This is a genomic window from Streptomyces sp. NPDC051563 (assembly GCF_044454225.1).
Taxonomy (GTDB): domain Bacteria; phylum Actinomycetota; class Actinomycetes; order Streptomycetales; family Streptomycetaceae; genus Streptomyces.
The window spans coordinates 121,107-142,828 of record NZ_JBITDL010000016.1 but is presented as its reverse complement, the minus strand read 5'-3'; the positions used below and the strand labels follow the sequence as shown (position 1 = coordinate 142,828).

Sequence of the window (21,722 nt, the reverse complement as noted above, 5' to 3'; positions counted from 1 at the left end):
GGGCCCGCTTCCGCTGCGTGCGGAGGCGGGCCCGTTGCCGTTGCGGGGGTGGCTCAGCCCTTGCTGATCTCCCAGAAGCGGAAGACGGTGGAGGCGTCGAGGGACCACTGCAGGCCGGTCACGTTCTGGCGGGTGACGGCGTACTGCTTGCTCTGCCAGAGCGGGAGCAGGGGGATCTCGTCGGCGACGATGTCCTGGAGGCGGGCGTAGTCGCCGCTGGCGGTGGCGCGGTCGGACTTGGCGGAGGTCGACGGGATGATCGTCCCGGTGATCTCCTTGTTGTCGTAGTTGTTGTGCAGCACGTTGTCGGGGCCGAAGAAGGGCTGCGTGAAGTTGTCGGCGTCGGGGTAGTCGGGGACCCAGCCCTTGACGTAGACGCCGTACTTGCCGTCCTGGATGTCCTTCTCGTACTGCTCGAACTCGACGGATTTGACCTCGGCTTCGAAGAGGCCGCTGTCGTTGAGCTGCTTGGCGATGAGCTGGAATTCCTGGTCCGTCGAGGGGCCGTAGCGGGAGGGCGTCGAGTACAGGGTGATCTTCACCTTGTCCTTGATGCCGGCCGCGCGCAGGGTGGCCTTGGCCTTCTCGGGCTGGGGGGAGCCGCCGTAGCGGTCGAAGAAGGCGGTGGTGTGGGAGGCGATGCCGGCCGGGACGATGGAGTAGAGCGGGGTGGCGGTGCCGTCGTAGACCTCGCGGACGAGGGCTTCGCGGTCGACGAGGTAGGCGATGGCCTTGCGGACGGGGAGCTTTCCGGCGACGGGGTCGGCCGTGTTGAAGACGAGGTGTTCGACTTCGGCGCCGGCGCCCTGGACGACCTCGACCTTCTGGTCGCCGCTCTGGGTGGCGAGGCCGGCGATGTCCTTGGCGGCGAGGCCGCGGAAGGCGAAGTCGACGTCTCCGCTTTCGAGGACCTTCTTGAGGGCGGCCTGGTCCTCGTTGAAGAACTTCATCGTGACGCCGCTGTTCTTCGGCTTGGCCTTGCCGCTGTAGCTGTCGTTGACGGAGAAGGAGGCGCTCTTGTCGTTGATGGAGTCCAGTGTGTAGACGCCGGAGCCGAAGGCCTTGCCGTCGGTGCGGAGTTTGTCGGCGGGGTACTGGGTGTGGTCGACGATGGAGCCGGCGCCTGATGCGATCTTGCTGGGGAAGGTCGCGTCGGGGGCCTTGAGGTGGAAGACGACGGTCTTGTCGTCGGGGGTGTCGATGCCGGCGATCGAGGCGAGCATGACGGCGGGGCCGTTCTCGTCGTTGATCTTGAGGGTGCGCTCGAAGGAGTACTTGACGTCCTTGGCGGTGAGGCTGTTGCCGTTGCTGAACTTCAGGCCGCCGCGCAGGGTGCAGGTGTAGGTCTTGCTCTCGCCGCCTTCGAAGCCGCAGGACTGTGCGGCGTCGGGTTCGGGGTTGGTGCCGCCCTTGGGGAAGCTCAGCAGGGACTGGAAGACGTTGTTGAAGAGCAGCCAGGAGCCGGGGTCGTAGCCCGAGGCGGGGTCGGTGGCCTTCACCTTGTCGGATATGCCCATGACGACGCCCTTGCCGCTGCCGGCGTTGGTTCCGTCGGTCGAACCGCAGCCGCTGAGCAGTGCGGCGGCGGTGGCCGCGCCGAGCGGGGCCACCAACCACTGGTTACGTCTCATCACGCGTTCGTCCTTCTCAGTCTCGCTGGCTGTTCTTCTTGCCGGTTCCGGCCCGCGGGGGTGCCGCGGGCCGGCGGTGGGGGGGGTGGGGGGTGGGGTCAGCCGCTGACGCCGCGGCCGAGTTCCCACAGCTGGAGGTCGGAGATGGCGTTGACGGACCACTCCACTCCGGTGATCCCGTCGCGTGCGGCGACGTACTGCTTGCCCTGCCACAGGGGCAGGACGGGGACGTCCTCGGCGACGATGTCCTGCATCTCCGCGATCGCCGGGCCGGCGAGGCCGCGGTCGACGGCGCGGCGCGATTCGGGGATGAGCTTGGTGCGCACCGTGGGGTTGGCGTAGGGGGTGCCGAGGAAGTTGTCCTGCTCCAGGAAGGGTGCGAGGAAGTTGTCGGCGTCGGCGTAGTCGGGGAACCAGCCGAGGCCGTAGGCCGCGTAGTCGCCCTTCTTCTGGGCGGGCCTGAAGGCGGCCCAGTCGGCTCCCTGGACGGTGATGTCGAAGAGCTGGGTGGAGTTCAGCTGGGTCTTGAGGGCTTCGAACTCGGCTGCGGTGCCGTCGCCGTAGTGGTCGTTGGTGTAGTTGAGGGTGAGCTTGACCGGGGTTTTGATGCCGGCGGCCTTCAGGAGGTCGGCGGCCTTGGCGGTGTTGGCTTCGCCGTACTTGTTGAAGAAGGAGTTGACGTGGCCGGTCACGGTGGTGGGGACCAGTGAGTACAGGGGCTGCGCGGACTTGCCGTAGACCTTGGTGATGAGGGCGTTGCGGTCGACGGCGGCGGCGAGGGCCTGGCGTACGGCCTTGTCCTTGACTCCGGGGGCGTCGGTGTTGAAGCCGAGGTAGCGGATCTCCAGGCCGGGCATGGGGACGAGCTTGATGCCCTTGGGGGGCTTGTTGGAGAGTTCGGTGATCTGGGCGGGCGACAGGGTGCGGGAGACCATGTGGATGGTGCCGCGTTCCAGGGCCTTGCCCATGGCGTCGGAGTCGTCGAAGGCGCGGAGTTCGGCCTTGTCGTTCTGGAGCTTCAGGTCGCCCTTGTAGTGCGGGTTCTTGCTGAAGACGGCGCGGACGAGGCGGTTGCCCTTGACTTCGGCCTTCATCGTGTAGGGGCCGGAGCCGTCGACGGTGAAGCCTTCGCGGAGCTTCTTGGCGTCGTACTTCTTGGCGCTGACGATGCCGGCGGCGGGGGTGGAGAGTTTGTACGGGAAGGTGGCGTCGGCGGTCTTCAGGTGGAAGACGACGGTGTCGGCGCCCTTGGTTTCGACGGTGTCGATGGTGGAGAGCAGCGAGGAGGGGCCGTTCTCGTCCTTGATGGCGCGGACCCGCTCGATGGAGAACTTGACGTCCTGGGCGGTGAGGGGGCTGCCGTCGGCGAAGGTGAGGCCGGGGCGCAGGACGCAGCGGTAGCTCTCGTTGCCGGTGTCGGTGAAGCGGCAGTCGTGTGCTGCTTCGGGGACGGGCTGGCCGCCGCCGCGCGGGGTGTGCATCAGCGTCTGGAGGGTCTGGCGGAGGATGTTCCAGGTGCCGGCGTCGTAGGCGTAGGCGGGGTCGAGCGGGGCGGGGGCGTAGTCGGCCGCCTCGAACCGGTCGGTGGTGCCGACGACGATCGTTCCGGATCCTGCTCCTGCGCCGCTGGTGCTGCCGCAGGCGGTCAGCGCGGGGGTGAGCAGTCCGGCGGCTGCCGTCAGCGCCATGGTCTTGCGGTTCATGCTGGAAGTACTCCCTCGACCCGGCACTTGTTCAAAGCTGGCGTGGAGGGCATAGCGACGGTCGCCCGTTCTGGGCGGAACGATCGGGCCGGTGGTGTGACGATCGGTCCACGCGGTTCCGGAACAGGGGTGTGTGTCCGGAGCGGCTGAGGTGCGGCGCAGTGCCCGGATCGACATTAGTGGCCTGCGGAGGGGTGGCTTGAACCGCGTGGATCGGGGGTGCTGTCGCTGTGTTGCGGGAGTTGACCGGGGGTGCGCGCGGGGCTGTGCGCAGATTCGGTCAGGTGCTGATCAATGGGGACACAAGGGGTGGTGCGGGAGGGCGCGCAGTGGTGCGAAGGGGTCTTTGTGGGTGACAAAGGTCACCCGGGACAACTCCCCCGGCAGGGATGGAATTTCGGCCTCCGGGGAAGTGCGCGGGAGATCCGCCCGCGGGACCTTGGTCCTGGGGCGGTTCGTCCGGTACGGAGCGTGCGCGGTCAGTTCAGCGGAGTGATGAGGGAGCGCAGGAAGGGCAGGTCGACGTCTTCGAGGGAGCGGACGACGGTGCGGCCGGGGGCGGGTGGGATCAGGCCGACGGAGGGGATGGCGACGACCCTGCATCCGGCGGCTTCGGCGGCGGCGACGCCGGTGGCGGTGTCCTCGATGACGGCGCAGCGGGAGGGGTGGGCGCCGAGGGTGCTGGCGGCGAGGAGGTAGGGGTCGGGGTGCGGCTTGGTGCGTGCGACTTCGTCGCCGGCGATGGTCGTGGTGAAGCGGTCGCGGCCGAGGGTGAGCAGGACGTGGTCGATGACGCGCCGGTGGGAGGCGGAGACCAAGGCGGTGGGGACGTTGTGCCGGGCGAGTTCGCTCAGGAGGCGTTCGGCGCCGGGCATGAGGGGGACGCGGTCGGCGATGCGGGCTTCGAAGCGCTCGTTGAGCAGGACGCTGAGTTCGGCGAGGCCGATGTCGGCGCCGGTGGCTTCGATGAGGAAGCCGCCGCTGCGGGTCATGGGGCCGCCGACGACGATGTCCCGCCAGGATTCGTCGAGGCGGTGGCCGAGTTCGCCGAAGACGCCGACTTCGATCTCCCACCAGAATCCCTCGGTGTCGACGAGGGTGCCGTCCATGTCGAGCAGAACCGCCTGCAGGGCGTGTCCGTCGGCCGTACGGGCGACGGGGGCGGGGACTGTGCTCGTCATGCGCGCACCTTTCCGGGGGTCCGTTGGGGACGAGAAGGCCGGTCACCTCTCCTCCGGGGGCGTGCCCGGGGGAACAGGTGACCGGCCTGTATGGGACCGACTAGTGTACGCCGGTCCGTCTCGGTGTGCGCTGGTTTACGTCGCCGCGTGCGGTGGGGCGTGCCTCGGTGGGGTGCGGGTGCCTCAGCGTGCGTTGAAGTACTTGGCTTCGGGGTGGTGGATGACGATGGCGTCGGTGGACTGCTCGGGGTGGAGCTGGAACTCCTCGGAGAGGTGGACGCCGATGCGTTCGGGCTGGAGGAGGTCGGCGATCTTGGCGCGGTCCTCCAGGTCGGGGCAGGCGCCGTAGCCGAGGGAGAAGCGGGCGCCGCGGTACTTCAGGTCGAACATGTCTTCGACCTTGGCGGGGTCCTCGCCGCCGAAGCCGAGCTCGGCGCGGACGCGGGCGTGCCAGTACTCGGCCATGGCCTCGGCGAGCTGGACGGAGAGGCCGTGGAGCTCGAGGTAGTCGCGGTAGGAGTCGGACTCGAACAGCTTGGCGGTGGCCTCGCCGATTCGGGAGCCGACGGTGACGACCTGGAGGCCGACGACGTCGGTCTCGCCGGATTCCTCGGGGCGGAAGAAGTCGGCGAGGCACAGGCGGCGGCCGCGGCGCTGGCGCGGGAAGGTGAAGCGGGTCCGCTCGTTGCCGGCTTCGTCGAGGATGATCAGGTCCTCGCCCTTGGAGACGCAGGGGAAGTAGCCGTAGACGACGGCGGCTTCGAGGAGGTTCTCGGTGTGCAGCTTGTCGAGGAGGCCGCGCAGGCGGGGGCGTCCTTCGCTCTCGACGAGCTCCTCGTAGGTGGCTCCGCCGGCGCGGGCCTGCTTGAGGCCCCACTGGCCCTTGAAGAGGGCGCCTTCGTCGAGCCAGGAGGCGTAGTCCTTGAGCGGGATGCCCTTGACGACGCGGGTGCCCCAGAACGGCGGGGTGGGGACGGGGTTGTCGGTGGAGGTGTCGGAGCGGCCGCCGGGCTCTTCGGTCTCCTCGACGAGCGCGGGGGTGGCGCGCTTGGCGACGCGGCGCTGCTTGAGTTCGGGGAGGCTGGCGCCGGGGACTCCGCGCTTGACGGCGATGAGGGCGTCCATCAGGCGCAGGCCCTCGAAGGCGTCGCGGGCGTAGCGGACCTCGCCCTCGTAGATCTCGTGGAGGTCCTGTTCGACGTAGGCGCGGGTGAGGGCGGCGCCGCCGAGGATGACCGGGTAGTCGGCCGCCAGCTTGCGCTGGTTGAGCTCCTCCAGGTTCTCCTTCATGATCACCGTGGACTTGACCAGCAGGCCGGACATGCCGATGACGTCGGCCTTGTGTTCCTGGGCGGCTTCGAGGATCGCGGAGACCGGCTGCTTGATGCCGATGTTGACGACGTTGTAGCCATTGTTGGTCAGGATGATGTCGACGAGGTTCTTGCCGATGTCGTGGACGTCGCCGCGGACGGTGGCCAGGACGATGGTGCCCTTGCCCTCGTCGTCGCTCTTCTCCATGTGCGGTTCCAGGTGGGCCACCGCGCTCTTCATGACCTCGGCGGACTGGAGGACGAACGGGAGCTGCATCTGGCCGGAGCCGAACAGTTCGCCGACGACCTTCATGCCCTCCAGGAGGGTGTCGTTGACGATGTCGAGGGCGGGGCGGGTCTGGAGGGCCTCGTCGAGGTCGGCGTCCAGGCCGTTCTTCTCGCCGTCGATGATGCGGCGCTGCAGGCGTTCGTCCAGCGGCAGGGCGAGGAGTTCCTCGGCGCGGCCTGCCTTCATCGACTTGGTGTTGACGCCTTCGAAGAGGGCCATCAGCTTCTGCAGCGGGTCGTAGCCCTCCGCGCGCCGGTCGTAGATCAGGTCGAGGGCGGTGGTGACCTGCTCCTCGTCGAACCGGGCGATCGGCAGGATCTTGGAGGCGTGGACGATCGCGGAGTCCAGGCCGGCCTTGACGCACTCGTCGAGGAAGACGGAGTTCAGCAGGACGCGGGCGGCCGGGTTGAGGCCGAAGGAGATGTTGGACAGGCCGAGGGTGGTCTGGACGTCGGGGTGGCGGCGCTTGAGCTCGCGGATCGACTCGATCGTGGCGATGCCGTCCTTGCGGGACTCCTCCTGGCCGGTGCAGATGGTGAAGGTCAGGGTGTCGATGAGGATGTCCGACTCGAGGATGCCCCAGTTGTCGGTGAGGTCCTCGATGAGGCGCTCCGCGATGGCGACCTTGTGCTCGACGGTGCGGGCCTGGCCCTCCTCGTCGATGGTCAGGGCGATCAGCGCGGCGCCGTGCTCCTGGGCCAGCTGGGTGACCTTGGCGAAGCGGGACTCGGGGCCGTCGCCGTCCTCGTAGTTGACGGAGTTGATGACGGCGCGGCCGCCGAGCTTCTCCAGGCCGGCCCGCAGGACGGGGACCTCGGTGGAGTCCAGGACGATGGGCAGGGTGGAGGCGGTCGCGAAGCGTCCGGCGAGCTCCTGCATGTCGGCGACGCCGTCGCGGCCGACGTAGTCCACGCACAGGTCGAGCATGTGCGCGCCCTCGCGGATCTGGTCGCGGACCATCTCCACGCAGTCGTCCCAGCGGGCTTCGAGCATGGCCTCGCGGAACTTCTTGGAGCCGTTGGCGTTCGTGCGCTCGCCGATCGCCATGTACGAGATGTCCTGGCGGAAGGGGACCGTCTGGTAGAGCGAGGAGGCGCCGGGCTCGGGGCGCGGGTCGCGGACGGCCGGGTTCAGGCCGCGGACGCGCTCGACGACCTGGCGCAGGTGCTCGGGGGTGGTGCCGCAGCAGCCGCCGACCAGGGAGAGGCCGTACTCGCGGACGAAGGTTTCCTGGGCGTCGGCGAGCTCGCTCGCGGACAGCGGGTAGTGGGCGCCGTTCTTGCCGAGGACCGGCAGGCCCGCGTTGGGCATGCAGGAGAGCGGGATGCGGGAGTTGCGCGCGAGGTAGCGCAGGTGCTCGCTCATCTCGGCGGGGCCGGTGGCGCAGTTCAGGCCGATCATGTCGATGCCCAGGGGCTCCAGCGCGGTGAGCGCGGCGCCGATCTCCGAGCCGAGGAGCATCGTGCCGGTGGTCTCCACGGTCACGGAGCAGATCAGCGGGACGGAGACGCCCAGGGCCTCCATGGCGCGGCGGGCGCCGACGATGGAGGACTTGGTCTGCAGCAGGTCCTGGGTGGTTTCCACGAGGAGCGCGTCGGCGCCGCCGGTGATCAGGCCTTCGGCGTTGATCTGGTAGGCGTCGCGGATGGTTCCGTAGTCGATGTGGCCCAGGGTGGGCAGCTTGGTGCCGGGGCCCATCGAGCCGAGGACCCAGCGCTGCTGTCCGGTGGAGGCGGTGAACTCGTCGGCGACCTCGCGGGCGATCCGGGCTCCGGCGAGCGACAGCTCGTGGTTGCGGTGGGCGATGTCGTACTCGGCGAGGGCCGCGTAGTTCGTGCCGAAGGTGTTGGTCTCGACGCAGTCGACGCCGGCCTCGAAGTACTCGCGGTGCACGTTGGCCACGATGTCGGGGCGGGTGACGCTGAGGACCTCGTTGCAGCCTTCGAGCTGTTCGAAGTCTTCCAGGGTGGGGTCCTGGGCCTGGAGCATGGTTCCCATGGCTCCGTCGGCGACGACCACGCGGGTCGCCAGTGCCTGGCGGAGGGCATCGGCCCGGGTCTGGGTGTCTGCGGGCGGGTTCGGCAACGAGGCCATGGTTGAGCTCCCTGGGATGCGACGGCTGTCGGCTTTGCACCCCCTCGGTGTCAAGGGTGCACGCGGCCAGGGTAACGGTGCACAACCGGCCCCGGTGAGGGCGTCCCACGTGGCGGACTGCATTCTGTGCCCGGGGGATGGCGGCTTTCGGCCGGGGTGTCCTGGACGATGCGCTGGACGGCGTACTGGACGGCGCGCCGGGCGACTCGGCCCCGGTCACTCGGCCTCGTCATGCAAGAAGTCGGCATCGACCGATAGTGTTCAGCATTGTCGAACTACGTCAGCAGGAGGCTGCGCGATGGCACGGAACATCCAGTCGCTCGAACGAGCCGCTGCGATGCTGCGGCTCCTGGCGGGCGGCGAGCGCCGGCTGGGCCTCTCGGACGTGGCCTCTTCCCTGGGCCTGGCCAAGGGCACGGCCCACGGGATCCTGCGCACGCTGCAGGCCGAGGGCTTCGTGGAGCAGGACCCGGCCTCTGGCCGCTACCAGCTGGGCGCGGAGCTGCTGCGCCTGGGCAACAGCTACCTGGACGTCCACGAGCTGCGGGCGCGCGCCCTGGTGTGGACGGACGACCTGGCCCGCGCGAGCGGGGAGAGCGTGTACGTGGGGGTGCTGCACAAGAGCGGGGTGCTGATCATGCACCACGTGTTCCGGCCCGACGACAGCCGTCAGGTGCTGGAGGTGGGCGCCATGCAGCCGCTGCACTCCACGGCCCTGGGCAAGGTGCTGTCCGCGTACGACCCGGTGGCGCACACCCAGGTCCTGGAGGTGGACCGGGAGTCCTTCACCCCCCGGACGATCACCGACGGCACCGGCTTCGAGGAGGCCCTGGGCCTGATCCGGGCCCGCGGCTGGGCCAGCGACATCGAGGAGACCTGGGACGGGATCGCCTCGGTGGCGGCCCCGATCCACGACCGCCGCAGGATGCCGGTGGGCGCGGTGGCCGTCGCGGGCGCCGTCGAGCGGGTGTGCGGGGAATCCGGGGAGCCCCGGGCCTCGCTGGTGGCCTCCGTACGGGACTGCGCCCGGTCGGTTTCGCGCGATCTCGGGGCGGGCCGGTTCTGACCTTGGCATGACCTCATCGCCCCACCCGGACCACCCAAAGGCCGCGCAAAAGTGGCATTTGGGTGGTTTTTGGCGTTTGATGATCACCTGTTGGCGCGTTTTGTTCGATCACACCGGCCGGTAACAATCCGGCTCATTGGCCTGGTCAACCCTTGACGCCCGCTTCACCCGGGCGGAAAACTGCCGTTCATCGGTCGGCATTGCCGAACACCTACCGGCAATACGCGTTAGGGTGTGGCAAGGCCAAGGACCGGTGCAGCACTCACCGAGTGCGTCGGCCGCCGGAGGGACCCGGTGGCCGACCACCCCTGAACGACAAAGGAGTCGCGGGTGTCCAGCTCCGACATCTTCATCGGCGAGACCATCGGTACCGCCCTGCTCACCCTGCTCGGTGGCGGCGTGTGCGCCGCGCTGACCCTCAAGAGCTCCAAGGCCCGGGGCGCCGGCTGGCTCGCGATCACCTTCGGCTGGGGTTTCGCCGTCCTGATCGCCGCCTACGTCTCCGCGCCGCTCTCCGGTGCGCACCTGAACCCGGCCGTCACCGTCGGCATCGCGATCAAGGACGGCGCCTGGGGCGACGTGCCGGTCTACTTCGCCGGCCAGCTGCTCGGCGCCATGATCGGCGCGGTCCTGATGTGGCTCGCCTACTACGGCCAGTTCCGGGCGCACCTGTCCGACCCGGAGCACATCCGTGACGCCAAGCTCGGTCCCGAGGACCCGCACCCGCACGACGTGGCCGGCCCGGTGCTCGGGATCTTCGCCACGGGCCCCGAGATCCGCAACGTCGTCCAGAACCTGACGACCGAGATCATCGGCACCGCCGTCCTGGTCCTGGCCATCCTGACCCAGGGCCTGCAGGACGACGGCAAGGGCCTCGGCGTGATCGGCGTCCTGATCACCTCGTTCGTGGTCGTCGGCATCGGCCTCTCGCTCGGCGGCCCGACCGGCTACGCCATCAACCCGGTGCGCGACCTCGGCCCCCGCATCGTCCACTCCCTGCTGCCGCTGCCCAACAAGGGCGGCTCGGACTGGAGCTACTCCTGGATCCCGGTCCTCGGCCCCCTCGCGGGCGCCGCGCTCGCCGGCGGCCTGTACAACATCGCGTTCGCCTGATCAGCAATCGGCACCACGGCACCATCCGCACCGCCATTCTGATTCCGCCTACTTCGACACCTGCCAGGAGCAGCCACCATGACCAGCAGCACCGGCCCCTTCATCGCCGCGATCGACCAGGGCACCACCTCTTCCCGCTGCATCGTCTTCGACCGTGACGGACGCATCGTCTCGGTCGACCAGAAGGAGCACGCGCAGATCCTCCCGCAGCCGGGCTGGGTCGAGCACGACGCCGCCGAGATCTGGACCAACGTCCAGGAGGTCGTCGCCGGGGCCCTGTCCAAGGGCGACATCGACCCGGCCGAGGTCAAGGCCGTGGGCATCACCAACCAGCGCGAGACCACCCTCCTGTGGGACCGCCACACCGGCGAGCCGGTCCACAACGCGCTGGTCTGGCAGGACACGCGCACCGACGCCCTGTGCAAGGAGCTCGGCCGCAACGTCGGCCAGGACCGCTTCCGCCGCGAGACCGGCCTGCCGCTCGCGAGCTACTTCGCCGGCCCCAAGATCCGCTGGCTGCTCGACAACGTCGAGGGCCTGCGCGAGCGCGCCGAGGCCGGGGACATCCTCTTCGGCACCATGGACTCCTGGGTCATCTGGAACCTGACCGGCGGCGCCGAGGGCGGCGTGCACGTCACCGACGTCACCAACGCCTCGCGCACCATGCTCTTCAACCTGCACACCATGGCCTGGGACGAGCGCATCGCCGAGTCCATGGAGGTGCCCCTCAACGTCCTCCCGGAGATCAAGTCCTCCGCCGAGGTCTACGGCCACGTCAAGGAGGGCGTCCTCGCGGGCGTCCCGGTCGCCTCGGCGCTCGGTGACCAGCAGGCCGCGCTGTTCGGCCAGACCTGTTTCGCCGAGGGCGAGGCGAAGTCCACGTACGGCACCGGAACGTTCATGCTGATGAACACCGGCGACAAGATCATCAACTCCTACAGCGGCCTGCTGACCACGGTCGGCTACCAGATCGGCGACCAGAAGCCGGTCTACGCGCTGGAGGGCTCCATCGCCGTCACCGGCTCGCTCGTCCAGTGGATGCGCGACCAGATGGGCATGATCAAGACCGCGGCCGAGATCGAGACCCTGGCCTCCTCGGTCGAGGACAACGGCGGCGCCTACTTCGTGCCGGCCTTCTCCGGCCTCTTCGCCCCGTACTGGCGCTCCGACGCCCGCGGTGTGATCGCCGGCCTCACCCGGTACGTCACCAAGGCGCACATCGCCCGTGCCGTCCTGGAGGCCACCGCCTGGCAGACCCGCGAGATCACCGACGCCATGACCAAGGACTCGGGCGTCGAGCTCGCCGCCCTGAAGGTCGACGGCGGCATGACCTCCAACAACCTGCTGATGCAGACCCTCTCCGACTTCGTGGACGCCCCCGTGGTGCGCCCGATGGTCGCCGAGACCACCTGCCTCGGCGCCGCCTACGCCGCCGGCCTGGCCGTCGGCTTCTGGCCCGACACCGACGCCCTGCGCGCCAACTGGCGCCGCGCGGCGGAGTGGACCCCGCGGATGCCCGCCGAGCAGCGGGAGCGCGAGTACAAGAGCTGGCTCAAGGCCGTGGAGCGGTCCATGGGCTGGGTCGACGACGAAGACGCCAGCTGACCGCACAGCGGCACCATTCGACGAGCAAGTAGGAGTCAACGGATATGAGCACCCTGCAGAGCGTCCCCACCCTGGGTACGCACCCGACCGCCGGTTCGAACGCGAGCCGCGCCGAGACCCGTGAGCAGCTGGCGAAGGCCACGTACGACCTGCTGGTCATCGGCGGTGGGATCCTGGGCACCTCGGTGGCCTGGCACGCCGCGCAGTCGGGTCTGCGGGTCGCCATGGTGGACGCCGGCGACTTCGCCGGCGCCACCTCCTCGGCCTCCTCCAAGCTCGTCCACGGCGGCCTGCGCTACCTGCAGACCGGTTCGGTCAAGCTGGTCGCCGAGAACCACCACGAGCGCCGGGTACTGGCCAAGGACGTGGCCCCGCACCTGGTCAACCCGCTCACCTTCTACCTCCCGGTGTACAAGGGCGGTCCGGTGGGCGCGGCGAAGCTGGGCGCGGGCGTGTTCGCGTACTCGGCGCTGTCGGCCTTCGGCGACGGCATGGGCAAGATCATTTCTCCGGCCCGTGCCGCCGCCGACAACCCGGGGCTGAAGACGGACGACCTCAAGGCCGTCGCGGTCTACTACGACCACCAGATGAACGACTCCCGCGTGGCCGTCATGACGGTCCGCGCGGCCGTCGAGTCGGGCGCGGTCGTCCTGAACCACGCCGAGGTCACCGGTCTGCGCATGACGCGCGGCCGGGTCTCGGGCGCCGAGCTCAAGGACCGCCTGGACGGCACCGAGTTCGGTGTGGACGCCCGCGTCGTGCTGAACGCCACCGGCCCGTGGGTGGACCACCTGCGGCGCATGGAGGACAAGCACTCGATGCCGTCCATCCGCCTCTCCAAGGGCGCGCACATCGTGATGAAGCGCAAGTCCCCGTGGAAGGCCGCGATGGCCACCCCGATCGACAAGTACCGCATCACCTTCGCCCTGCCGTGGGAGGACCAGCTGCTGCTGGGCACCACCGACGAGGTGTACGAGGGCGACCCGGCGGACGTGCGCGCCACCGAGGGCGACATCCAGCAGATCCTGGACGAGGCGGCCTTCTCGGTGAAGGACGCGGACCTGGACCGCTCCCTGATGACGTACGCCTTCGCGGGCCTGCGCGTGCTGCCCGGCGGCCCGGGCGGGGTGGAGAAGGCCAAGCGCGAGACGGTGGTCTCCGAGGGCGCGGGCGGCATGCTGTCGGTGGCCGGCGGCAAGTGGACCACGTACCGGCACATCGGCCGCGTGGTCATGGACAAGCTGGCCAAGCTTCCGGGCAGCCCGCTGACCGAGGACATGGAGCCGGTGAAGTCCCTCGTACGACGGATCGCGCTGCCCGGTGTCGCGAACCCGAACGCGGTGGCGCACCGGCTGCTCGTGGACCGCGAGCCGGGCTCCCGGATGGACCCGCTGACCGCGCGCCACCTGGCCTCCCACTACGGTTCGCTGGCCTTCGACATCGCGCGCCTCGCCAACGAGGACCCGGCGCTGGCCGAGCGGATCCACCCGGACGGGCCGGAGATCTGGGCGCAGGTCGCCTACGCCCGGGACAACGAGTGGGCCGAGACGGCCGACGACGTGCTGCGCCGCCGCACGACGGTGACCGTCCGCGGTCTGGACAGCGCGGAAGTGCGCGGCCGGGTCGAGGAGATGCTGGCCCGCAAGGCATAGCCGGTGGCGTGAGTGGGCAGAGGGGCGGTTCCAGGGGGAACCGCCCCTCTGCCGTGGGCTGTGGCCGGTGCCTCATCAAGGCTTAGGCTGACCCACGTACACAAGGGAACTTCGGAAGGAGACCTGGGTGATCGAGCTTGAGGGCGTGCCCGAGCTGATCGACCCGGTCATGGTGGCCGCGTTCGAGGGCTGGAACGACGCGGGTGACGCGGCTTCCGGTGCGGTCGCACACCTGGACCGGGAGTGGAAGGGCGAGGTCTTCGCGGCTCTGGATGCCGAGGACTACTACGACTTCCAGGTCAACCGGCCGACGGTGTGGCTGGACAACGGGGTACGGAAGATCACATGGCCGACGACCCGGCTGTCGGTGGTCCGGATCGGCGGGACGAAACCGCGCGACCTGGTCCTGGTGCGGGGCATCGAACCGTCCATGCGGTGGCGTTCGTTCTGCAACGAGATCCTGGGCTTCGCCCATGAGCTGGGCGTGGAGATGGTCGTCATCCTGGGGGCGCTGCTGGGCGACACCCCGCACACCCGTCCGGTGCCGGTCAGCGGGGTGACCTCGGACGCGGATCTGGCGCGGACGATGGACCTGGAGGAGACCAAGTACGAGGGCCCGACCGGGATCGTGGGCATCCTCCAGGAGGCCTGCACCCATGCCGGGGTGCCGGCGGTGTCCCTGTGGGCGGCGGTGCCGCACTACGTGTCACAGCCGCCGAACCCGAAGGCGACCCTCGCCCTGCTGAACCGGCTGGAGGATCTGATCGACATCCGGATCCCGCTGGGCGAACTCCCCGAGGACGCGCGGGCGTGGCAGCTGGGCGTGGACCAACTCGCCGCGGAGGACTCCGAGGTCGCGGAGTACGTCCAGACGCTGGAGGAGGCGCGGGACACCGCGGATCTGCCGGAGGCGTCCGGGGACGCGATCGCCCGGGAGTTCGAGCGGTACCTGCGGCGGCGGGATCCGTCCGCGGGCGCGGAGCCGGGGGACGGGTCGTACCTGAGGGACACCTCCGGCGGGCTGCCGCGTACCCCGAAGCGGAAGCCGGAGCCGTCCTCCGGTTCCGGGGAGGATCCGCCGGCTCCCCCGGCGGCCTCGCCGGACGAGGAGGAGACGCCTCCGGAGCCGTAGCCCGTGCGAGGGGGGCGGGGCAGGGGATTTTCTCCCCGCCCCGCCCTTTCTCCGTTTCCCGGGGCTCCGCCCCCGGACCCCCGCTCCTCAAACGCCGGAGGGGCTGGAATTGCCTGACGGCAATCCAGCCCCTCCGGCAGACGTCTACAGGGCTACGCCCAGCAGGGCGTCGACCGTGCGGGACACGAGGCCCGGGGCCGACTCGTCGTCGCCGCCCGTGGCGAGCTGGCGCTCGGCCCAGCGGTCCACCGCCGCCAGAGCGGCAGGGGCGTTCAGGTCCTTCGAGAGGGCCTCGCGGACCTCCTCGACCAGGTCGTCGGCCGGGATGCCGTCGGGGCGGGAGACGGCCGCGCGCCAGCGCTCCAGGCGGGCCACCGCCTCGGCGAGGACCTCGTCGGTCCATTCCCAGTCGGCGCGGTAGTGGTGCGAGAGCAGGGCCAGGCGGATCGCCGCCGGGTCCACTCCGGCGCGGCGCAGCGCCGATACGAAGACCAGGTTGCCCTTGGACTTCGACATCTTCTCGCCGTGCAGCGCGACCATCCCGGCGTGTACGTACGCCTTGGCCATCGGGAACTCGCCCGTCAGGACCTGGGCGTGCGAGGCGCCCATCTCGTGGTGCGGGAAGGCCAGGTCGGAGCCACCGCCCTGGATGTCGAAGGTCATGCCCAGGTGGTCCAGGGCGATGGCCACGCACTCGATGTGCCAGCCGGGCCGGCCGCGGCCCAGCGAGCCGCCGTCCCAGCTCGGCTCGCCCGGGCGGGCGGCCATCCACAGCATCGGGTCGAGCGGGTTCTTCTTGCCCGCGCGGTCCGGGTCGCCGCCCCGCTCGGCCGACAGCAGCCGCATCGCCTCGGCGTCCAGGTTCGAGACCTTGCCGAAGTTCGGGTCGGACTCCACCGAGAAGTAGACGTCGCCGTCCAGCTCGTAGGCGGCGCCCGCGTCCCGCAGCCGCTCGACCAGCGGCACGATGCCGGGTATGGCCTCGACGGCGCCGATGTAGTGCTGCGGCGGGAGCATCCGCAGGGCGGTCATGTCCTCACGGAAGAGGGCGGTCTCGCGTTCGGCGAGCTCCGTCCAGTCCTGGTTGTCGCGCAGGGCCCGCTCCAGCAGTGGATCGTCGACGTCCGTGACGTTCTGGACGTAGATGACCTGCCTCTTGGTGTCGAGCCACACGCGCTGCACGAGGTCGAACGCGTTGTACGTCGCCGCGTGACCGATGTGCGTCGCGTCGTACGGGGTGATCCCGCAGACGTAGATACGGGCGACGGGACCGGGGGCGAGGGTGATCGCCCCTTGGGTCGCGGTGTCGTGGATCTGGAGGTCGCGGCCCTTGCCAGGCAGGGCGGGGACCTCAGAAGCGGGCCAGGCATGCATGTCTCGAGCCTAACCGGACAGGTGTTCCGCAAACGAACCGGACCTGCGCTGTTGTCCTGATCGGCGCTCTTGCGCCATGGCCGGTTCTGTGCGTACGGCGTGCCGCGGGTCGCGGCCGGTCAGACGGGCGGCCACGGGATCGCGGGCCACTGTCCCGAGGGCTGCGGATGCATTCCGGTGCGCAGTAGGAGGGCCACGCGGGCCCGTACGGCGGCCAGCTCGGCGGTGGTGAGGAGTTCGGCCAGTCGGGTGGCGAGGGGCGCTCCTGCGGCCAGGGCGGCCTCCAGGGAGGTCAGCACGGCTGCCGCTTCGCCGGTCAGCGGCTCGCCCGCCCAGCCCCAGAGCAGGGTGCGCAGTTTGTCCTCGGTGTGGAAGGTCACTCCGTGGTCGATGCCGTAGAGCCGTCCGTCGGGGGCGGGCAGCAGGTGGCCGCCCTTGCGGTCGCCGTTGTTGATCACGGCGTCGAGGACGGACATCCGGCGCAGCCGTTCGTCGTCGGCGTGCACGAGGAGCGCGGTGCGGCCCTCGCCGACCTCGGCGAAGGCGACGGGCCTCCAGCCCTCCCCGGCCTCCTCGCCGTCCACGAGCGCGAGCAGCTCGGCCTCAGGGGACTCCCCCGTTTCGATCCACTGCTGGACCATGCCCTCGCCGTACGGTCCGTCGCGCAGCACGGTCGGGGGCACCAGCCCCCAGCCGGTGGCCTCGGAGACCAGGTACGCGGCGACCTCGCGCTGGGCGAGGTTGCCGTCGGGGAAGTCCCACAGCGGGCGCTCGCCCTTGACCGGTTTGTACACGCAGTCGGTGCTCGCGCCCCCGTGGGTGACGGTGCACAGCAGGACGGCGTTGGACGCCTCCCGGATCCGGCCGACGACGGTGAGCTCCCCGTGGGCCAGCAACTCTTCCCATTCCGGCGTTCCCCCCGTGGCGTTCATGCCTGGCGCCGGTAGCCGTTCTGGCGCGGGCAGACGTGCCCTTCGGGGTCCAGCGGGAGGCTGCACAGCGGGCAGGGCGGGCGGCCCGCGTTGACCACGTCCAGGGCCCGCTTGGTGAAGGCGCGGGCCTGGGCTCCGGTGAGGCGGACGCGCAGCATCGGCGGTCCGTTCTCCTCGTCCTGGAGGAGGCGCTCCTCCGCCTCGGCGAGGTCCTCCTCGGAGTCGGCGTCGAGCTCCACCAGGGCCTGCGCCTCGACGATCATGCGCTGGTCCTCGCCGTCCCAGGCCAGGGCCATGGTGCCGACGCGGAACTCCTCCTCGACGGGGACGTCCAGGGGGGCGGTGTCGGTCGCCTCGGCGGGGGCCACGGCCGGGACGGGGGCATTGCCCCCGGTGCGCCGTACGACCTCGTCCAGCAGTTCTTCCATCCGCTCCGCGAGCGCCGCCACCTGGGTCTTCTCCAGGGAGACGGAGGTGACGCGGGGGCCGGTGGAGGCCTGCAGGAAGAACGTACGGCGTCCAGGCAGGCCGACCGTGCCGGCCACGAAACGGTCCGGTGGGTCGTAGAGGAACACCTGACGGGGCACGTCCAGTCTCCAAGCGTCGGCAGCAGGGGCAGGGCTGCGCCCATGGGTTGGCCCGTCCACCCTACTGCGCCGTTCGATCACACCGCGCCCGCACCGCCCCCTACGACCGCCTCGCCGGCCGCTTCCGCGCTGCCCGGGGCGTGCGGGGCGTGCGGCGGGGCCTCCGCCGAGGCGTCCGGCGAGGCGTTTTCGCGGGGAGCGAAGGAGGCGAAGTCGCCGGTGTCGCCGAGCCGGAGCAGGAAGGGGCGGGTCGGCGTGTAGCGGATCGCGGTGACCGAGCAGGGGTCGACGTGGATCCGCTGGAAGAGGTCCAGGTGCATGCCGAGGGCGTCCGCGACAAGGGACTTGATGATGTCGCCGTGCGAGCACATCAGGAACACGGCGTCGGCGCCGTGCTCCTCCTCGATCCGCGCGTTCCAGTCGCGGACGGCGTCCACGGCGCGGGCCTGCATGGCGCGCATGGACTCGCCGCCGGGGAAGGCGGCGGCCGAGGGGTGCTGCTGGACGATCCGCATCAGCGGCTCTTCGGACAGCTCGGAGAGTTTGCGGCCCGACCAGTCGCCGTAGTGGCACTCGCCGATCCGCTCGTCGGTGTGCAGCGGGAGACCGGGGCGGGCCGCGAGCAGCGGTGCCAGGGTCTGCGCGCACCGCTCCAGCGGGCTGGAGACGGCGGCGGCGAGGGGCACGGCGGCGAGCCGCCCGGGCAGCGCGGCGGCCTGTGCGGCTCCGTGCTCGTCGAGGCTCACTCCCGGGGTCCACCCGGCGAGCAGCCCTGCGGTGTTGGCGGTGGACCGCCCGTGTCGTACGAGGATCAGCGTGGCCATGGCAGAAGGGTATGCGGTGCCGCCGGCGTGCGGTCGGGGCCCCGGCAGGGAACAATGCGCGGGTGATTGTGGACTGCGCCATGTACCGCGACGGCCGCCGCTCCGAGGCGCCCGACGACTTCTCCGATGCCCTCGACGAGGCGCGGGCCACCGGTGACGCCTTCCTCTGGGTGGGCATGCACGAGCCGACCGAGAAGGAATTCGAGCACGTCAGCCAGGAGTTCGGGCTGCACCCGCTGGCGGTGGAGGACGCGCTGACCGCGCACCAGCGGCCGAAGATGGAGGTCTACGACGATTCGCTGTTCGTGGTGCTGAAGCCGGTGATGTACGACGACGCCTCGGACACGGTGACCACCGGCGAGCTGATGGTGTTCATCGGCGACTCCTTCGTCGTCACGGTCCGGCACGGCGAGGGGGCCGCGCTGGCCGCCGTACGGCACCGGCTGGAGCAGGAGCCCGAGGTACTCAAGCACGGCCCCACGGCGGTGCTGTACGCGGTCTCGGACGCGGTGGTGGACCACTACATCGAGGTGGCCGCCGAGCTCCAGGCGGACCTGGAGGAACTGGAGGCGGAGGTCTTCTCGCCGAACCCCTCCGACAGCAAGAACACCGCCGCCCGGATCTACGGGTTCAAGCGGCAGGTCCTGGAGTTCCGCCGGGCCACGAGTCCGCTGCTGGCGCCGATGGACCGGCTCGCCTTCGGGGACGTGCCCTTCGTGCACGAGCACGCGCAGCCGTTCTTCCGCGACGTCGCCGACCACCTGACGAAGGCGAACGAGTACGTCGAGGGCCTGGACCGGCTGCTCTCGGACGCGCTGGCCGCGCACCTGGCGCAGATGGGCGTGCGGCAGAACGACGACATGCGCAAGATCTCGGCCTGGGCGGCCATGGCGGCGGTACCGACCATGGTGGCGGGGATCTACGGGATGAACTTCGAGCACATGCCGGAGCTCAGCCACCGCTGGGGCTATCCGCTGGTGGTGCTGGTGATGGTGGCCATGTGTCTGGGCCTGCACCGGATGTTCAAGCGCCGCGGCTGGCTGTAGGCGGGGCGCCGGGGTGGCGGGGCGGCCCGCCTATGCGAACTCGGGGGCGGAGGTCGGCAGCCCGCCCAGCGGGTTGCTCCGCTCCGGCGGGTGCAGGCCGACCATCCGGTGCCAGCCGCTGAACCGCTCGTACGCGTACGTCCCGCGGATCCCGGCGGCCAGCACGGCCGCCTTCGGCGCGGGCCAGCCCAGCAGCCGCCCCATGTGGCCCATGACGGCGAGGCTCACGTCCCGGTAGACGGCGATGTCGGCGAGCGCGCACGCGCGCAGCACCCGGTGGATGGTGCGGGCGTGGCCGGCGCGGGCGAGGCGGAGCAGTTCCTCGTGGCAGTAGGCCAGGTGGTTGTCCTCGTCCGCGGCGATCATGCGGATGGCCTTGCCGAGTTCGGGGTCGTCCCCGAAGTACCGGACGAGCATGACCATCTGGTCGGCGGCGCGCTGTTCGGTGACCCGGCTGTGGGCGAGGTAGACGACGATGTCCTCCTCGCTGAGGGACCGCTCGCCGCGCAGCTTCTCGTGGCTCAGGCCGATGCCGCGGCGCTCCAGGAGCATCGTGTAGTCGGTCTCCGGCGGGACGGGCACGGCGGGCAGGCCGCGCTTGCGCAGCAGCGCGTTGAAGATCCGGCCGTGTTTGTCCTCGTCGGCGCCGTGCCGGGTGATCTTGGGCGCGAGGTCGCGCATGGAATCGGGCACGAGCGCCGCGATCCGTGCGTTCTCCCAGCCGCCCTGGGATTCGCCGCCGGCGGCGATGGAGCAGAACAGCTGGAAGGAGGCGTCGTGGTCGACGATCTCCCGGAACAGGCCGCGCGCAGAGAGCATGCGTCGAGTCAAAAGCCGATTCACCGGCCGGGCAACCGGATGCGGCCCGCGGCTCGGCCGAATGAACGACTGCGACCGGCGGCCGCGGGGGCGTAACCCCGCGGCCGCCCCGCGCGTTGTTGGCTGTGTCGGCCGTGGCGGGGAAGACCCCCCGAGCCCCCACCACGGCCGCAGAACCTCTCCTTCTCGACGCCGCCCTCGCACCGCTCCGCGGGCTTCGGGCGGCTGCGCCGGACTCCGTCCGGCGGACCCTCGGGCAGCCGGTCAGGCGAGGCCCGCACGCTCCATGGCCTCGACGCCGGCCCGCAGGGCGGCGGTCCGCTCCTCCAGGGTGAAGCCGGCCGGGGCGAGCGTCAGGGTGGTGACCCCGGCCTCCGCGTAGGCCTTCATGCCGTCGGCGATGCGCTCCACGGGGCCCAGCAGGGTGGTGGAGTCGATCAGGGAGTGCGGGATCGCGGCGGCCGCGCCCTGCTTGTCGCCGGCCAGGTACTTGTCCTGGATCTCCGCGGCTTCCTTCTCGTAGCCCATGCGCTGGGCCAGCTGGTTGTAGAAGTTCTGCTTGCGGCTGCCCATGCCGCCCACGTACAGGGCGGTGTAGGGGCGGAACATGTCGGCGAGCGCGTTCACGTCCTCGCCGAGGGCCAGCGGCACGGTCGGGCAGACGTCGAAGCCGTCCATGGTCAGCCCGGCCTTCTCGCGGCCCGCCCGGATGTGGGTGAGGGCGGTGGCCTCCAGGTGCTCGGCGGCCGGGAAGATCAGCAGCGCGCCGTCGGCGATCTCGCCGGTCTGCTCCAGGTTCTTGGGGCCGATGGCGGCGATGTAGAGCGGGATGTGCTCGCGCTCGGGGTGCACGGTCAGCTTGAGCGGCTTGCCCGGTCCGTCGGGCAGCGGCAGCGTCCAGTGCTCTCCCTCGTACGAGAGCCGCTCGCGGGTCATGGCCTTGCGGACGATCTCCACGTACTCGCGGGTCCGCGCGAGCGGCTTGTCGAACTTCACGCCGTACCAGCCTTCGGACACCTGCGGTCCGGAGACGCCGAGGCCGAGCCGGAAGCGGCCCTTGGTGAGGGAGTCGAGGGTGGCGGCCGTCATGGCCGTCATGGCGGGCTGGCGGGCCGGGATCTGCAGGATCGCGGAGCCCACGTCGATGCGCTCGGTCTGGGCGGCGACCCAGGCGAGCACGGTCGGGGCGTCGGAGCCGTAGGCCTCCGCGGCCCAGCAGACGTCGTAGCCGAGGCGGTCGGCCTCCTGCGCGACGGCCAGGTTGTCGGCGTCCATGCCAGCGCCCCAGTAGCCGAGATTGATGCCGAGCCGCATATGTCGTCCCCTTACCGGTTTACCGATCAGTAACGTAGGTCTGCGGGGAC

Annotated in this window: 16 protein-coding genes; 6 read left to right on the top strand and 10 right to left on the bottom strand. The window is 70.4% G+C overall.

Translation table 11 applies throughout. The annotated features are described in order from the left end of the window. Positions 1-53 precede the first annotated feature (53 nt). From ACIA8F_RS20575 to metH, 4 genes are all read right to left on the bottom strand, one after another. Entirely contained in the window at positions 54-1,631 is a 1,578-nt protein-coding gene (locus ACIA8F_RS20575) for an ABC transporter substrate-binding protein (RefSeq protein ID WP_399380579.1), read from the bottom strand. Positions 1,632-1,729: 98 nt separating this feature from the next. Then, on the bottom strand, positions 1,730-3,334 hold the full coding sequence (locus ACIA8F_RS20570; RefSeq protein ID WP_399380577.1) for an ABC transporter substrate-binding protein: 1,605 nt from the start codon (positions 3,332-3,334) through the stop codon (positions 1,730-1,732). A gap of 479 nt (positions 3,335-3,813) precedes the next feature. Further along, positions 3,814-4,515, bottom strand: a complete 702-nt coding sequence (locus ACIA8F_RS20565; protein ID WP_399380576.1) for an HAD family hydrolase — start codon at positions 4,513-4,515, stop codon at positions 3,814-3,816. Between the two features lie 183 nt (positions 4,516-4,698). Next, positions 4,699-8,208 (bottom strand): methionine synthase, encoded by a 3,510-nt coding sequence (metH, locus tag ACIA8F_RS20560; RefSeq protein ID WP_399380574.1) that lies wholly within the window; start codon positions 8,206-8,208, stop codon positions 4,699-4,701. A gap of 298 nt (positions 8,209-8,506) precedes the next feature. On the opposite strand from metH, the gene ACIA8F_RS20555 reads away from it, so the two are divergent. From ACIA8F_RS20555 to ACIA8F_RS20535, 5 genes are all read left to right on the top strand, one after another. Next, a complete protein-coding gene (locus tag ACIA8F_RS20555; protein ID WP_399380572.1) occupies positions 8,507-9,274 on the top strand; it encodes an IclR family transcriptional regulator in 768 nt (255 codons plus the stop codon). 330 nt (positions 9,275-9,604) lie between these two features. Further along, a complete protein-coding gene (locus tag ACIA8F_RS20550; protein ID WP_399380571.1) occupies positions 9,605-10,387 on the top strand; it encodes an MIP/aquaporin family protein in 783 nt (260 codons plus the stop codon). A gap of 78 nt (positions 10,388-10,465) precedes the next feature. Further along, on the top strand, positions 10,466-11,992 hold the full coding sequence (gene glpK, locus ACIA8F_RS20545) for a glycerol kinase GlpK (protein WP_399380570.1): 1,527 nt from the start codon (positions 10,466-10,468) through the stop codon (positions 11,990-11,992). Positions 11,993-12,036: 44 nt separating this feature from the next. Next, the gene (locus tag ACIA8F_RS20540; RefSeq protein WP_399380569.1) at positions 12,037-13,644 is read left to right on the top strand and encodes an FAD-dependent oxidoreductase; all 1,608 of its coding nucleotides are present in this window, start codon (positions 12,037-12,039) and stop codon (positions 13,642-13,644) included. Positions 13,645-13,771: 127 nt separating this feature from the next. After that, positions 13,772-14,776: a PAC2 family protein gene (locus ACIA8F_RS20535; RefSeq protein WP_399380567.1), complete on the top strand. Its 1,005-nt coding sequence runs from the start codon at positions 13,772-13,774 to the stop codon at positions 14,774-14,776. Between the two features lie 144 nt (positions 14,777-14,920). Here ACIA8F_RS20535 and mshC read toward each other — a convergent pair whose 3' ends face one another. The 4 genes from mshC to ACIA8F_RS20515 form a co-directional block, all read right to left on the bottom strand. Beyond that, a complete protein-coding gene (gene mshC, locus ACIA8F_RS20530) occupies positions 14,921-16,150 on the bottom strand; it encodes a cysteine--1-D-myo-inosityl 2-amino-2-deoxy-alpha-D-glucopyranoside ligase (RefSeq protein WP_399380565.1) in 1,230 nt (409 codons plus the stop codon). A gap of 119 nt (positions 16,151-16,269) precedes the next feature. Continuing rightward, positions 16,270-17,082, bottom strand: coding sequence for an SCO1664 family protein (locus ACIA8F_RS20525; protein ID WP_399380563.1), 813 nt, complete (start codon positions 17,080-17,082; stop codon positions 16,270-16,272). Further along, positions 17,079-17,669 (bottom strand): DUF3090 domain-containing protein, encoded by a 591-nt coding sequence (locus tag ACIA8F_RS20520; RefSeq protein WP_243333987.1) that lies wholly within the window; start codon positions 17,667-17,669, stop codon positions 17,079-17,081. Before ACIA8F_RS20520 ends, ACIA8F_RS20525 begins: the two co-directional genes overlap by 4 nt. Positions 17,670-17,746: 77 nt before the next feature. Next, entirely contained in the window at positions 17,747-18,493 is a 747-nt protein-coding gene (locus tag ACIA8F_RS20515; protein WP_399380560.1) for a histidine phosphatase family protein, read from the bottom strand. A gap of 62 nt (positions 18,494-18,555) precedes the next feature. Between ACIA8F_RS20515 and corA the strand changes: the two genes are divergently transcribed. Beyond that, positions 18,556-19,539, top strand: coding sequence for a magnesium/cobalt transporter CorA (corA, locus tag ACIA8F_RS20510; protein ID WP_399380558.1), 984 nt, complete (start codon positions 18,556-18,558; stop codon positions 19,537-19,539). A 30-nt stretch (positions 19,540-19,569) separates the two neighbouring features. Here the strand turns inward: corA and ACIA8F_RS20505 are convergent, their stop codons facing one another. Then, entirely contained in the window at positions 19,570-20,358 is a 789-nt protein-coding gene (locus tag ACIA8F_RS20505) for a ferritin-like domain-containing protein (RefSeq protein ID WP_399380556.1), read from the bottom strand. Positions 20,359-20,622: 264 nt separating this feature from the next. After that, positions 20,623-21,672, bottom strand: a complete 1,050-nt coding sequence (locus tag ACIA8F_RS20500) for an LLM class F420-dependent oxidoreductase (RefSeq protein WP_399380554.1) — start codon at positions 21,670-21,672, stop codon at positions 20,623-20,625. Between the last annotated feature and the right edge of the window lie 50 nt (positions 21,673-21,722).

Bases quoted from the DNA above. Each gene is read 5' to 3' on its own strand.
- ACIA8F_RS20515 (WP_399380560.1), bottom strand. From the start codon at position 18,493: ATGGCCACGCTGATCCTCGTACGACACGGGCGGTCCACCGCCAACACC.
- ACIA8F_RS20540 (WP_399380569.1), top strand. From the start codon at position 12,037: ATGAGCACCCTGCAGAGCGTCCCCACCCTGGGTACGCACCCGACCGCC.
- metH (WP_399380574.1), bottom strand. From the start codon at position 8,208: ATGGCCTCGTTGCCGAACCCGCCCGCAGACACCCAGACCCGGGCCGAT.
- ACIA8F_RS20505 (WP_399380556.1), bottom strand. From the start codon at position 20,358: ATGCTCTCTGCGCGCGGCCTGTTCCGGGAGATCGTCGACCACGACGCC.
- ACIA8F_RS20555 (WP_399380572.1), top strand. From the start codon at position 8,507: ATGGCACGGAACATCCAGTCGCTCGAACGAGCCGCTGCGATGCTGCGG.
- mshC (WP_399380565.1), bottom strand. From the start codon at position 16,150: ATGCATGCCTGGCCCGCTTCTGAGGTCCCCGCCCTGCCTGGCAAGGGC.
- glpK (WP_399380570.1), top strand. From the start codon at position 10,466: ATGACCAGCAGCACCGGCCCCTTCATCGCCGCGATCGACCAGGGCACC.
- ACIA8F_RS20525 (WP_399380563.1), bottom strand. From the start codon at position 17,082: ATGAACGCCACGGGGGGAACGCCGGAATGGGAAGAGTTGCTGGCCCAC.
- ACIA8F_RS20500 (WP_399380554.1), bottom strand. From the start codon at position 21,672: ATGCGGCTCGGCATCAATCTCGGCTACTGGGGCGCTGGCATGGACGCC.
- ACIA8F_RS20575 (WP_399380579.1), bottom strand. From the start codon at position 1,631: ATGAGACGTAACCAGTGGTTGGTGGCCCCGCTCGGCGCGGCCACCGCC.
- ACIA8F_RS20570 (WP_399380577.1), bottom strand. From the start codon at position 3,334: ATGAACCGCAAGACCATGGCGCTGACGGCAGCCGCCGGACTGCTCACC.
- ACIA8F_RS20565 (WP_399380576.1), bottom strand. From the start codon at position 4,515: ATGACGAGCACAGTCCCCGCCCCCGTCGCCCGTACGGCCGACGGACAC.